15 protein-coding genes are annotated in these 13751 nt (G+C 46.9%); 1 reads left to right on the top strand and 14 read right to left on the bottom strand.

Annotated features, from left to right (window positions below):
• Positions 1 to 44: 44 nt before the first annotated feature.
• The 14 genes from BM265_RS03395 to speD form a co-directional block, all read right to left on the bottom strand.
• Positions 45 to 716: a methyltransferase family protein gene (locus BM265_RS03395; RefSeq protein ID WP_074960058.1), complete on the bottom strand. Its 672-nt coding sequence runs from the start codon at positions 714 to 716 to the stop codon at positions 45 to 47.
• 219 nt (positions 717 to 935) lie between these two features.
• Positions 936 to 1421: a DUF6756 family protein gene (locus BM265_RS03390; RefSeq protein ID WP_074960057.1), complete on the bottom strand. Its 486-nt coding sequence runs from the start codon at positions 1419 to 1421 to the stop codon at positions 936 to 938.
• Between the two features lie 98 nt (positions 1422 to 1519).
• Positions 1520 to 2374, bottom strand: a complete 855-nt coding sequence (speB, locus tag BM265_RS03385; protein WP_074960056.1) for an agmatinase — start codon at positions 2372 to 2374, stop codon at positions 1520 to 1522.
• Between the two features lie 95 nt (positions 2375 to 2469).
• On the bottom strand, positions 2470 to 3171 hold the full coding sequence (locus tag BM265_RS03380; protein ID WP_074960055.1) for an Imm43 family immunity protein: 702 nt from the start codon (positions 3169 to 3171) through the stop codon (positions 2470 to 2472).
• Between the two features lie 66 nt (positions 3172 to 3237).
• A complete protein-coding gene (gene speE / locus BM265_RS03375; RefSeq protein WP_074960054.1) occupies positions 3238 to 4086 on the bottom strand; it encodes a polyamine aminopropyltransferase in 849 nt (282 codons plus the stop codon).
• 41 nt (positions 4087 to 4127) lie between these two features.
• Complete coding sequence (locus BM265_RS03370; protein ID WP_074960053.1) at positions 4128 to 4742, bottom strand: hypothetical protein; 615 nt, start codon at positions 4740 to 4742, stop codon at positions 4128 to 4130.
• A gap of 71 nt (positions 4743 to 4813) precedes the next feature.
• A complete protein-coding gene (locus BM265_RS03365; protein WP_074960052.1) occupies positions 4814 to 5365 on the bottom strand; it encodes a hypothetical protein in 552 nt (183 codons plus the stop codon).
• 26 nt (positions 5366 to 5391) lie between these two features.
• Complete coding sequence (locus tag BM265_RS03360; protein ID WP_074960051.1) at positions 5392 to 5826, bottom strand: GNAT family N-acetyltransferase; 435 nt, start codon at positions 5824 to 5826, stop codon at positions 5392 to 5394.
• 4 nt (positions 5827 to 5830) lie between these two features.
• Entirely contained in the window at positions 5831 to 6082 is a 252-nt protein-coding gene (locus BM265_RS03355) for a hypothetical protein (protein WP_074960050.1), read from the bottom strand.
• A 21-nt stretch (positions 6083 to 6103) separates the two neighbouring features.
• Positions 6104 to 6592, bottom strand: coding sequence for a hypothetical protein (locus tag BM265_RS03350; RefSeq protein WP_074960049.1), 489 nt, complete (start codon positions 6590 to 6592; stop codon positions 6104 to 6106).
• A gap of 73 nt (positions 6593 to 6665) precedes the next feature.
• Positions 6666 to 7187, bottom strand: a complete 522-nt coding sequence (locus tag BM265_RS03345; RefSeq protein ID WP_207646946.1) for a hypothetical protein — start codon at positions 7185 to 7187, stop codon at positions 6666 to 6668.
• 67 nt (positions 7188 to 7254) lie between these two features.
• Positions 7255 to 7761, bottom strand: coding sequence for a hypothetical protein (locus BM265_RS03340; RefSeq protein ID WP_074960047.1), 507 nt, complete (start codon positions 7759 to 7761; stop codon positions 7255 to 7257).
• Between the two features lie 59 nt (positions 7762 to 7820).
• Positions 7821 to 9266, bottom strand: a complete 1446-nt coding sequence (locus BM265_RS03335; protein ID WP_074960046.1) for an aminotransferase class I/II-fold pyridoxal phosphate-dependent enzyme — start codon at positions 9264 to 9266, stop codon at positions 7821 to 7823.
• A gap of 179 nt (positions 9267 to 9445) precedes the next feature.
• Positions 9446 to 10249 carry an adenosylmethionine decarboxylase gene (speD, locus tag BM265_RS03330; protein ID WP_074836011.1) on the bottom strand — a complete coding sequence of 268 codons (804 nt, stop codon included), beginning with the start codon at positions 10247 to 10249 and terminating at the stop codon, positions 9446 to 9448.
• Positions 10250 to 11489: 1240 nt separating this feature from the next.
• Between speD and abc-f the strand changes: the two genes are divergently transcribed.
• Complete coding sequence (gene abc-f, locus BM265_RS03325) at positions 11490 to 13427, top strand: ribosomal protection-like ABC-F family protein (RefSeq protein ID WP_074960045.1); 1938 nt, start codon at positions 11490 to 11492, stop codon at positions 13425 to 13427.
• Positions 13428 to 13751 lie beyond the last annotated feature (324 nt).

The following is a 13751-nucleotide window of genomic DNA, read 5'->3' as shown; positions in this document are numbered from 1 at the left end:
TATATCTTTTTTAAAACAGAAATTATTTTTTCTTTCATAGTAATTCACCACACAAAAGGCATAAGCCTGTACCTAACTTTCTTCTTGTAGTCTGAATACCCTTTGAGCCCCTGTTCAAGGACTTTTTCCTCGTTGCCTATCCTTGTTACGATTATAACGGGGTAGGCGAGAAATATCACAAAGGATATCACCGAGCCCAGCACCAGGGGTGCCGAGCAGAACATCAGAATAGTCGCAGTGTACATGGGGTGACGTATCACTCCGTAAAGCCCTGTATCGATGACTTTCTGTTCCTCCTGAACTTCCACCGTGCGTGAGAGATACTCGTTCTCGCGGAGAACCTCGGCATACATGGCATATCCTATAAGGAATATCACCGCCGCCGTAATGCTCACCCACATGGGGAGCCTCAGCCAGCCGAAGCGGAAACTCAGCCCCGCCGTGATGAAGCCGCCTAAGAACATCAGCATACTGGATATTACCACGCCTTTCTGGGTGGTCTCCTGTTCCTTGCTGTTAAGGCGTTTTCTCAGCAGTTCGGGACTTTTCAAGGCAAGCACCACACCGATGAAGAACATCGGCACGAAAAGCACTGCCATGAATATCCAGCCCTGTGCAAAAGCCATCGTCCCCGCAGGCAGGAATATCAGCAGACCCAGCATCACCAGTCCTATGAGGAATTTTGTCACTGCGCTCATCATCAGTTTTCTGTCCATAATATCACCCCGTTAGAATTATTAAGGCGATACCGCTAACTGTTTCACAGCCGTTCCCTCCCTGATAGTATTTTCAATTCACGGCGCTTTGCCGCTCACATATTATATACGTTTCAGAGGAGGATTTATATGGTGTGATCTTTCATAAACATACGCAGCAATGTATGTGCGCTTTGCACAAGGTCTGCAAGCAGATGGCTGTGCGGTGTTGCCTTTCGGTCAGTCCTTTACGGCGGAAAACACGGCACATTCGCCGTCATCGCAGTGGCATATCACCCAGCGAAACTTTGGTGATACTATGTAAGCATCTTCCAGATGGAATATCTCGGACAGAACCAAGAATATCTCCTCGGCATAGCCCTCATATACCCAGCCTTCCGAGAGTATCAGAAACAGTTTGCTGTCCCTGTCCTCTTGGGGTATAAGTTCTCGTACCTGCGAAAAATAGGCGAATTCGTCAGCCCCGCATCTCAGCGGCTCACTGTGGGCAAGTCCGACCCTGAAATTGAGCCAGCTGTACGCAAGACTGCTCACGCGCTGTTTTTTCATATCGAGGAATGTATAGCAGAATTTTGTGATGATGTCCTTCCAGCCCGATTTTGCGAACTCTCGGAACCTATCCGGGGCTATGCCCTTTTCCCTGCGGACTTTCTCTATCTCATCTCTAACAAGATAAGCAGCCGCGGGCTTTTTCTCAAATTCCATATACCCTCCAAGGCTTTCGCCGTACTGACCTTAAACCCATGATAACACAGACAGTCTCTGCTGTCAACCGCCCGCCCAAGGGATATCCTGAATTTTACTTACCCGTGGAACCTCAGAAGCATCTCGCGCATGGTCTTGCAGGCGAGGGCTGTGCTTCTTCCGCTGGGGTCGTATGCAGGTGAAAGCTCGTTCATATCAAAGCCCACGATATTCAGCTCGGAAAGCACTTCGATAGCGTCCAGCAGTTCATCGAAACGCACACCGCCAGCCTCAGGGGTGCCTGTGCCGGGGAATTCCGAGGGGTCGAGAACGTCCATATCAAGGGTGAAGTATACAGGCGCATTGCCGATATATCCAGCGACTTCGCGGAGAGTGCGGAAGTCGAAAAGGTTCAGGGAAGTGTGCTCCTGCATAACGAATTCAACTTCGCTCTTATCGGCACTGCGTATGCCGAACTGGAAGAGTCTGCCGTCGCCAAGTATCTCCTGACAGCGGCGCATCACGCAGGCATGAGAAAGCTTCACACCCAGATAATCCTCGCGGAGGTCTGCGTGGGCATCGAACTGTATAACGTGCAGGTCGGGATACTTCTCAGCGCAGGCTCTTACAGCACCAAGGGTAACAAGATGTTCGCCGCCTATCATGCATGGTATCTTGCCGTCTGCAAGTATGGTGGCAGTTCTTTCCTTGATATCGTCAAGTGCTCTTTCGGGTGAGCCGAAAGGCAGTTCAAGGTCGCCGCTGTCGAATACCTTTATATCCAGCATATCCTTCATCTGGTACACCGAGAAAGTCTCAATGCCGAAGCTCTCGCTCCTCATCGCCTGGCTTGCAAACCTCGTTCCCGGGCGGAATGAAGTGGTGCTGTCAAAAGGTGCGCCGAACATTACTATCTTTGCTTCATCGTACTCGCAGTCGCAGGCGATGAAAGTCTGTACATTTTTCTCTAACATTATTATTCTCCTTTCGGTATAGACGTGGGTGTTTAAAACTTGCTTTATAAAAGGGTTCACAAGATAGGTCAGAATTTATCTCACAACTTTTATTTTCATTTATTTAGCTGCTCATTCAGTTCCTGCTCAGTCAGCACGCCGTATTTAAGCCAAGCTTCAATGAGTTCGGGATAGGCAACTCCTTTTTTTATCCTTCTTATAGCATGCTCTTTAGTTATCTTTGCATCGTATATGTATTCTGTTAAGGGAACAAACCTGAGATTAGTCAGTTTGCTTTTTATAAGTACGTTCTTAACTTTTTCTGAAATAATAGGAATATTGTACAAACTGTCAAACGCAAACAAGTCACTGCCATCGTATGCATCAGGAGCAATAGAAACGCCAGTTGCAATAAGTCCAATACTATCCATTTTGTATTTGCATTTTTTGCAATAAGGAAAAGGTTCACCATTCATATCACATATAGGTCCACATCTGCCTGTAACCGTTAGGCTATAATACTTCTCCTTTATCGGGTCACCTACTGTTGTTACAGTGCCGTAGCGTGGAGCTGTCTCACTGACTTCATAACCTGTGAATCCATTTTCCCTAAGAATATTCAAAAATTTTTCAGATATAACGGGCATACCGATATAGGTATAATAATCATAAAGCTTTCCCATTATCTTGAATTTAAATATGCCTTTGTATCTTATGTGTATAGCACCGCAGTTATCGCAGATTTCTCTGTCATAATCGTTAGCACAATCTATCGCCTGATTTCTTGAATTATGATTATCAAATAAAAAATAATACATGGTTATTCTCCAATTAAATGATACTGTAATAATTCTAAAAAAGTGCCTGGTCTAAAACTCCCGTTGTTACGAATTCTCCAGTATCTCCAGCACATCATTGGGCAGTGCGAAACAGCCTTTGTGCAGGTCGGTGTTGTAGTAGCGGGTCTTTATGCCGAACTCTTTCCAGCGGTCGGCTTTGAGGTCGTATACGGGGTGCAGGTTCTTCGATGCAAAGCCGAAAAGCCAGTGCCCCGAGGGGTATGTGGGTATGTGCGCTTGATATACCATCGAAACAGGGAAGTTTGCGCCGATGCGCTTGTGGGTGCGGGTCACCATATCAACATAGCTGTCATAGTAGGTGCTCTCATGCTGATTTATCAGTATGCCGTCGTCCGTCAGCGCCTTGAAGCAGTTGCCGTAGAACTCCTTTGTGAAAAGACCCTCGCCGGGGCCGAATGGGTCGGTGGAATCAACTATGATAAGGTCATATTCACTGCTCTTTCGGCGGACGTATTTCAGACCGTCCTCAAAAAACAGGTGTACTCTGGGGTCATCGAACTTGCAGGCTGTCTGTGGGAGATACTCCTTGCAGACTTCCACCACCTGCTCGTCTATCTCCACCATATCGATATTTGTGATGGATTCATAGCGGGTCAGCTCGCGGATAGTTCCGCCGTCGCCCGCACCGATGACCAGTACATTCTTGATATCGGGATTCACAGCCATAGGCACGGCTGTTACCATCTCGTGATAGATATACTCGTCCTTTTCGGTCAGCATGATGAAGCCGTCAAGCACCAGCACCCGCCCGAATTCGTAGGTATCGAAGACATCTATCTCCTGATAATAGCTCTTGCCCGAGTAGAGCTGTTTCTTTACCTTTATAGTAAAATTAACATCGTCCGTATGCTTTTCAGTAAACCAAAGATCCATGGTGTTCCCTCTCTTCTATTTAACTTTTCAACTGTTAGTAATTATAATGTATAATATAATATCTTGGCATAATATCCGTCATCAGCCTTGCCAAAGCCGATGTAATAATAATACATACCCCGGATCCTGTCAGGGTAAAAACGGTCATATACCTCGGTAAATTCAATGCTGTATCCCAACTTTGAAGCTGATTCTTCCAGCTCGCTTTTAATATCACCGAAGCTTTTATTATCGGTCGGGACTTTTAGCAGTTCTCCGCTCTTTTCATTTTCGGGCGTGCTTTCATTTAGTGCGTCCAGTACGTCAGCCAGGTTCTCATCAGCAGAAAGCTCTTTTACCTCGATCTCCGGAAATGCCTTTTCGATAAATTCTTCGGGATCGCTTATACCGCCGACTATCAGCCTTGCTTGGACATCTCCTGCACCGGTAGACCAATTAAACTTTAAAGGTTCGGCACCCGACGGAATAGTCATGTCAAGGCGCTTCTCAACTTCGGCTATGCGTTTATCATTGAAAGTGTCCCAGTCTTTGTGGGTTTGTTTCATGAAATGATAGCAAGGGTATATTAAAGCCCCGAAAAATACCAGTAGCAGAAGAGCTATTCTTATCAAGTTTGTTATCAGCTGTTTTTTCTTTGGACTTTTTTCTTTTTCCATACTGTCAGCTCGTTTCTGTCCTGTTTTATGTACTCATAATCTCTTGGTGAGATGTTTCTCATTTTCTGTCTTTAATAATCATTCAGACAAGTTATCACAGCACAATAACCGCTGTCTGTTTTGCTGAAGCCTATGTAATATTTATCTATTCTTTCGTCTTTTTTGGTGGATACACGTTCGTATACATCGGAGAATTCTATACTGAGATCCAGATCTTCAGATACTTCGTACAGCGTGTTACATATTCCTGAAAACCTTTCATTATCGGGCGTGATTTCTTTTATATCTGCCCCCGAAAAAGCTTTGTCAATAAAATCATTCGGGTCGCTTATACCTTCAACTATCAGCTTGTTGAAACAAGTGCCATCCCCCGGAGCAGAATACCACTTGAATCTCACCGGAGTAACTTCGTCGGGAATGGTCATATCAAGATATTTCTCGACTTTTGCTATGCGTTCATCATCGAAACGTTTCCAGTCCTTATGGATCATGTTTCGGAAGTCTATCATAGCGTAAAGCATAAACCCGAAAAACAGCAGCACCATCACCACCACCGCGATGATACAACCCTTATTCTTTTTGGGTCTTGGCGGGATATTATCCCTGTTAACTTCCTGTGTCATATTTATACCTATCCAATCTTATGTACTTATAATCTCTTGGTGAAATGCACCTGCATCTTGTCGCCATTGTAGCCTTGCCGCTTGTAGAACTCATGTGCCCCTATTCGGGTGCTGCCCGAATTCAGTCGAACTAGCGTTATGCCACGCTCTTTAGCCCATTCTTCCGCGGCTTTTATCAGTGCCGCACCTATGCCCAACCGTCTGCATTTGCCGCTTACTGCCAGCCCCAGATAGTTCACCATCTTCTCACAGTACAAAACTTTGTACTCTTCTACATGGATATACCCCACGGCTCTGCCGTTCATCTCGGCAACGAAAACTGCTTCGCGGGAACTGTCCAGCCCCGATATATTCGCCCTGACCATCTCCGCATCACAGGGATAGCCCAGGTCTTCGCGGCTTATTTCGGCGATATCTTCGGCATCCTCGGGACGTACTTCGCGTATGAAAAAATCAGCCATAGCTTCACCCGAATATAAATCTGAGTATCACGATGACAGCCGCTATCAGCCCGATGGCGGAAGCCCCCACAAAACCCAGCACCACTCTGCCGAAGGTCTTGCCCGATATGCTTGCGTTTATCCTGAGATCGCGCTTCGGCTTCGCAGGAGTGAGCTCCTGATAGAATGCGCCGTTCCCCTGAAAGCCCTGTATATTGTTACTGCTCAGAGGTTGTTTTACCTCGTTGGGGTTTTTGAAATCTTGTTTGTTGTCCATATTATTACCCTCTTTTTCTTGTTAACGCTTGGCTGCATATAACTTTGCTTTGTAGCTGTCTTCGTCCTTGTAGAACGCTATATTATATTCGCTGTATCTATCGCAGTTGTATGCGATATATGCGCTGCCCAATCTAAGGTCATTATCATAATCGTAATCGCGACCCTCATCACCGAAACCTTTTTTCAGATCATTTACGTTCTCAACAACAGAGTACGTGCCGTCATAGCAGTTCTCCATAAACTCTTCCGGGTCATCGATATTTTTCAGCCAAAGGTAATAGGAATAATCCCCGGCGCCATGAGTTTCCTCAAATTTAACGGGAGTTGTATTTCCCTCTATCGTAATACTCATTCTTTTGTGGATCATCTCGATATCTTCATCACCGAAAAATCTGATTGTGCGGTGCGTCGCATGATCTATGATGAAATATACTAATGCGCCAAAAATAACAATTGCTGCAATGAGTTTAAGAAAGTCACGAATCAATTGTTTTATTGTTTTTTTCATAATAATTCTTTTCTCACTCGCTTACTGCGCTTATCCTTAGATACAGTTTGTTGTCCGTATTATTACCCTCTTTTTATCTATCATCTGCATAGACCTTTGCTTTGAAACTGTCTCCGTCCTTGTAGAACACTACATTATATTCGCTGTATCTATCGCAGTTGTAGATGATATATGAACTGCCTGCTGTTAAACTGCTGTTGTAATCGTATAATGAACTGATTTTTTTCTCTCCGAATTCTATCAGATTACTTTTGTTCTCAACAACAAAGTACGTGCCGTTATAGCAGTTCTCCATAAACTCTTCGGGGTCATCTATATTTTCCAGCCAAAGTTCATAATCAGGGTCTCTTCCACGGATCCACTTCAGCTTTACGGGGGTCGTACTTCCCTTGATCGTAATGCCCAGACGTTGGTTGATAATCTCCATCTCTTCGTCACCGAAAGATGTATAGGTCTTCGGAAGCGTACTTATAATTATGCTTATTATTATGAAGATGAAAAACCCCCACACGCCCAAAGAGACTATCAGACAACCGGGCTTTATTTTCGGTTTGTCTTCTTTTGATATGTATTTTATCATATTTCTTTCACTCACTCGCTTACTGCGCTTATCCTGAAATCTGATTTGTTGTCCATATTATTACCCTCTTTTTGCCTTGTTATCAATCTTCATCAACGACCTTCGCTTTGAAGCTGTCCCCGTCTTTGTAAAACGCTATTATATAATAATAGCGACTGGGTTTAGACCCATTGTTATACGCACGGGTGTACACGATATATGAATCCTCAAATAATAACCTGTCATCGTAATTGTATTCATACGGAAATCCTCCGCCGAATTCTTGCAGATCACTTTTGTCCTCAATAACAGCGTATGACCCGTCATAGCAGTTCTCCATAAATTTTTCGGGATCATCGATATCTTCAAGCCACAGCTCATAGAAACTATCCCCGCCGCCATGAGTTTCCTTTAGCTTTACGGGAGTAGAATTGCCATCGATCGTAATGCCCATATGTTTGCGAATGATCTCGATCTCTTTATCGCCAAAAGATGTATGGATCTTTGGAAGCACACTGATAGCAACCATGACAGCGAAAAAAAGCGACCAACCAATAATGGCGATCAGACAGCCATTGACTACTTTATTTTTTACTTTTTCTTTATTCATATTTATTATCCGTTGCCCACCTTAATATAATTGTTCTCCTGCCCATATTATTACCCTAGTTATTCTACCACATTAATATAATTGATCTCCAGATCTTCCGTACCTGTCAGCAGGCAGCCTTTCTCTTTGCAGTAGTTTATGTAGCTGATAATCTCTCTTGTTATGCGCTCGCCGGGGGCTAGTATTGGTATGCCGGGGGGATAGCACATCACGAATTCTCCGCATATCTGACCTTCGCTCTCGTTTATCCATACGGGGTGCTTGTCGCTGTAAAAGGCTTTCTGCGGGGACATTTCAACCTGCGGGTCGATGTACTCGTGGTCGAAAAGACCTGTGGGGTCTTTTGAATAAAGGCGCTTTATCTCGCTGAGTGAGGATATGAAGCGCTCTATCTCAAGTTCTCTGTCGCCTGCGGAAACTATGGCGAGGATATTGCCGATATCCCCGAACTCTATCTGGATATCGTAGTCATCGCGTAGTATATCGTAGACCTCAACTCCCGCAAGCCCGATATCACGGGTGTGCACGCTTAGCTTGGTGGAATCGAAGGCATAGAAATCATCGCCGTTTTCCAGCTCCTTGCCGTAGGCGTAGTAGCCGCCTATCTTGTTTATCTCCTCGCGGGCGTAGTTTGAATATGCCACAGCCTTCGCGAAAAGCTCCTTGCCGTTAAGAGCCAGGTTCTTTCTGGCGATATCAAGGCTCACCATCAGCAGATATGAGCCGCTGGTGGTCTGGGTCAGGTTGATTATCTGGCGCACATAGCCCTCTGATACTGTGTTTTTGCACAGCAGTAGCGATGACTGGGTAAGGCTTCCGCCTGTTTTGTGTATGCTGACAGCCGCCATATCAGCCCCCGCCGCCATAGCCGAGCAGGGCAGACCCTCGCCGAAATACAGGTGAGTGCCGTGGGCTTCGTCCGCAAGCACCAGCATACCGTGTTCGTGGGCGAGTTTGACTATCCCGCGGATATCGGAGCATATGCCGTAATAGGTGGGATTGTTCACCAGCACCGCCTTGGCATCGGGGTGTTCGCGGATAGCTTTTTCAACATCGCTGACGGACATACCAAGGGGTATGCCAAGACGCTTGTTGGTGCCGGGGTCAACGTAGACAGGCACAGCGCCGCATACGACAAGGGCGTTGATGGCGCTCCTGTGGACGTTTCTAGGCATGATGATCTTTTCACCCGCTTTGCAGGCGGTGAACACCATAGTCTGCACGGCTGAGGTAGTGCCTCCCACCATGAAGAATGCGTGGTCAGCCCCGAAAGCGTCTGCCGCCAGCTGTTCAGCTTCCTTTATGACAGATACAGGGTGGCAGAGGTTATCCAGATTTTTCATGGAATTGACATCGCACGCCATACACTGGTCGCCAAGAAAAGCTTTAAGTTCTTTATTCATACGTCCGCCCTTATGCCCGGGCACGTCAAGTCGGACGATACGGTTTTTCATGTGTTTTTTAAGTGCCTCGTAAAGTGGGGCACGACTCTGGTCTAAGCTCATTAAGCTCACTCCTCTTTAACGCAAAGCACTTGACTTTGCTGAAAAATGTAGTGTATCAAATGTACAAAAAACAGTACTGTAAAAATCATTTCAGGGACATATCTTCTGTTATTGTCTGAAGAGAATATGCATATCAAGCCCCTTTGACCCGTTTTTCGGGGAAGGGGCTTGTTGTTTACTTAATAAATGTTCATGCCGCTGTATATCTCTATCATTTCGCGGCGGAGACTGTCGGTGATATCGAGACGCTGTTTGGGTGTCAGCTCGTAAACGTCCTTTTTGAACAGGTAGTTCTGGAGGTCGATCTCTTTTATCAGCAGCTTGGTGTGAAAAATATTGGACTGATATACATTCACGTCAATGGCGTCATATCTGGTCAGCGTGGACTTATCGATATAATCCTGAATGGAAGTTATATCGTGGTCAATGAAGAACTTTTTGCCCAGCACATCACGGGTGAAGCCGCGAACGCGGTAGTCGATAGTGATGATATCGGAATCGAAGCTGGCTATCAGATAATTCAGCGCATTAAGCGGAGAGATAGTACCGCAGGTGGATACGTCTATATCCACGCGGAAGGTGGAGATAGAGTTATCGGGATGATACTCGGGGAAGGTGTGTACCGTCACATGGCTCTTATCAAGGTGAGCGTGTATCATCTCGGGAGTATCGGGAAGAATGCCCAGATTGCAGGAGGGGTCGATAGAATCCTTATCCAGCTCCTTTTCGGCAATAAGCACATTCACCGAAGCGCCCTGGGGCTCATAATCCTGCTTTGAGATATTAAGGACGCGGGCACCGATCATCTCGGTAACGTCACAGAGTATCTTGGTGAGACGTTCGGAGTTATACTGCTCGTCGATATACTCGATATAGTCCTTCTGTTCTTTCTGTCCCTTAGCGTAGCAAACATCGTATATATTAAAACTGAGGGTCTTGGTAAGATTATTGAAGCCGTAAAGGGTGATCTTATTATTCTCCAATCTGCCATCTATCCTTTCGGTGTATTTGACGCAAGCCCCGTAAATACGCGGTCTTGCGGTGGTTCATCATGGTGTGGTGGTTTGCTGTTTCCATCCTACAGCAAACTATAAATCATTATAACATATTTTTTTATAAATGTAAAGACACCGAGGTGTAAAAGTTTTTGATAAGGGGGTAGATTTGCGGCTGAGGAGAGAATGCCAAGGAAGAGAGCTTTGGCTCAAGCGCGGCAGCAAACTTGCGCACCAAACAAACTATGCCGCGAATCAAAGCGCGCGGTTTATGCGACTGCGTCGGCATATGCCTCGCGCTAGCAGGCTTGCGGAGAGCTCGAGAGGCAGAGCCTCTCGGTCAAGGCACCAAAGCGACGCGGCAAGAGTGCCATAAATAGCACAGCAAACTACCGACCAAAAAGGCGCGGCAATACCAGATATTACGAGCGTATGCGACCGTATGCGTTCGCTCAAACTATGTGCGGATATTATTGCCGCGCCCGAAATCAACGGCGGTAGCTCGTTGATTTCTCGACCCGTAAGGGGCGACCTATCCACCGCAGTACGTATGGATAAGAGTGCCGCACTCTGTTGGATTCAGATACAGATATTTGTCCGATAGTACTATAAGTCCAAAAATCAGGACTTTGCTTATACATTCGGACATTTGCTGTGTGCGATAGTTTGCGAGTTTTCGCCCCTCGTTCCTCGGGTCGAGTCATCGGATACGCTGTCGCTGTCCGATGACGGGCGCGGCAATATTTTTACGCGGATAGTTTGTGAGGTGGCATACGGTCGCATACGCTCGGAATATCTGGTATTGCCGCGCCTTTTTGACAGGGCGGGTAGTTTGATTTCCTCTTATGGTTTGCTAGGCATTATTGCTTTGGCGCCTTGATGCGAGGGCTCTGCCCTCGCGCTCCCGCAAGCTTTTCGCGAAAAGCTTGAGCAAAAGCTCAGTTCGCGGCATAGTTAGTCTGGTGCGAAGGTTTGCTGCCGCGAAATTGGCCCGTCCGGCCGAGGACCTTTTCGCGAAAGGCTTGAGCCAAAGCTCTATTCGCGGCTTAGGTTGTTTGGGGCGCGGGTTTTCTGCCGCGGAATTTTTTGGTCAGATAATTCATTTTTGATATCTTTACTTTTCACATATCCTGTGATATAATAAAAAAGATAATGCACATATTTCATCGGACGCTTGAAGCTTGGGATAAAGTGCAGGAAAGATCAGGGAAAATGACAGGAGAAAGTTATGCTGGTAAAGATCGAACATTTATATAAATATTTTAATGGCGAGCCGCTTTTGAAGGATATCAACCTTGTCATCGAGAACAGGGAGACCATTGGTCTTATCGGTGTGAACGGCTGCGGAAAATCCACGCTGCTGAATATTCTGACGGGGAGCATGGGTTTTGACAAGACCGATGACGGTCTGGGGTCGGTGGAGATTTCGCAGAACTGCACCATAGGTTTTCTGCGGCAGAACAGCGGTCTGGAAAGTGATTCCACCATTGATGCGGAGCTTCACAAGGCTTTTGACAAGCTTCTGGCGGCTAGGAAGAGGATGGACGAGCTGGAACAGCAGATGACGGGTCTTGTGGGGGCTGAGCTGGAGACTGTCAGCGCGGAATACGCGGAGCTTTCGGCGTATTTTGAGGCTAATGACGGTTACAGGATAGATGTTAACATCAGCCGTATACTCAACGGTATGGGCTTCGGGGATGTGCCCCGTGACAGGGTGATATCCTCACTTTCGGGTGGTGAGAAGACACGTCTGGCACTGGCGAAGCTTCTGCTGGAATGTCCCGACCTTCTGATACTTGACGAGCCTACGAACCATCTGGACTTTACCACGCTGATGTGGCTGGAAGACTACCTGAAAAGCTACAAGGGGTCGATACTTATAGTATCTCACGACAGATACTTCTTAAACAAGATATGCACCAGGATATGCGAGATAGAGCTGGGCAGGCTGACCTCTTACAAGGGCGGATATTCGGCTTATGTGGTGCAGAAGAAGCACAATGCGGAACGTCAGCTGAAAGAGTGGGAATCTCAGCAGGAGGAGATAAAGAAGCTGGAGGAGTACATCGCCAAGAACAAGGTGAGGGCTTCCACGGCGAAGATGGCGAAATCGCGGCAGCATATGCTGGACAGGATAGAGCGCATCGAGAAGCCTTTGATGTTCACAAGACCGCCCAAGATAAAGCTTGAATACGATATCGAGCCTACCAAGGACATTGTCAAGGTGATAGACTGTCCGCTGGTGGTGGGCGAGGGGGAGAGCCGCAAGACCCTTATAAACAGCCTTGATATGCACATCAGGCGGGGTGAGCACGCGGCGATAATCGGTTCAAACGGCATCGGCAAGACTTCCATACTGAAGCTGATACAGAATATCATACCCCATGAGCGGGGGAACATCGTGTGGGGCGGAAACGTGAAGATATCCTACTTTGAGCAGGAGCACAACATACTGCACATGGGCAGCACGGTCATCGATGAGATGCTTGACAGGTTCCCCTCGATGACACCTGCGGAGGCGCGAAAGGCTCTGGGTTCGGTACTTTTGACGGGGGAGGACGTATTCAAGCCTATATCGGTGCTCAGCGGCGGCGAGAGGGCTAAGCTGTGTTTCGCTATAATGGCATACACACGGGGCAATGTGCTTATCCTCGATGAGCCCACCAACCACCTTGACCTGAACACGAAAGAAGTTCTGGAAGATGTGCTTGCTGAATTCGGCGGTACTATCATACTTGTATCCCACGACAGATACCTTATCAACAAGGTGGCTGACAGGATAATCGAGGTAAAGGCGGACGAGGTGAACTGCTACGAGGGCAATTTTGACGCTTATGCGGCGGCTGTGAGTGCGGCTGACAAATCGGCGGCGGAGGCAGCTGCGGAGCAGAAGCGCATTCAGGCGGAGCAGGACAGGCGGGCGCAGAAGGAGATTAGCTACCGCAGCAAGGAGCAGCGTCAGCTGGAGGCGAAGCGCAGGGCGCGTCTGAAAGAGCTGGAAGAGCTTATCGAGCAGGCTGAGGTGGATATCTTCAGGCTGGAGAATGAGATAGCTAACCCCGATGTTGCGGCGAATTTTGAGCTTATGACGGAGAAATGCAACGCTCTGGAAGCGAAGAAGACCGAGCTTGATGAGATGATGGACGAGTGGGCCGGTCTGGAATAAATAGGATATAAATTTGGCGGAGAACTGCTGTACCTTGGTACGGCGGTCCTCCGCTTTTTGTTTTATCGGCTATCCCTTTAGCACACTGCTTCATACGCCAATATAATATATTTGAGGTATTCTTGCCCGCCGCAGGCTGGGGGAAGAATACTGTCAACTATTGATATTGCCTGTTTAAAGGTTGTATAGAATGGTGTGTCAGCGGGATAAACGTATTTTGTTTTATCGGCAGTTCGCGGGGGGCGGGCTGTCGGTTTTTGGTTTTGGGGTGTTTTTTTTTGTGGTACGGAAAGGGGCAAAAAAGGCATTTTTGATGTTTTAACA

Source organism: Hominimerdicola alba (assembly GCF_900112155.1).
Taxonomy (GTDB): domain Bacteria; phylum Bacillota; class Clostridia; order Oscillospirales; family Ruminococcaceae; genus Hominimerdicola; species Hominimerdicola alba_D.
This window is presented reverse-complemented; position numbering and strand designations above follow the sequence as displayed.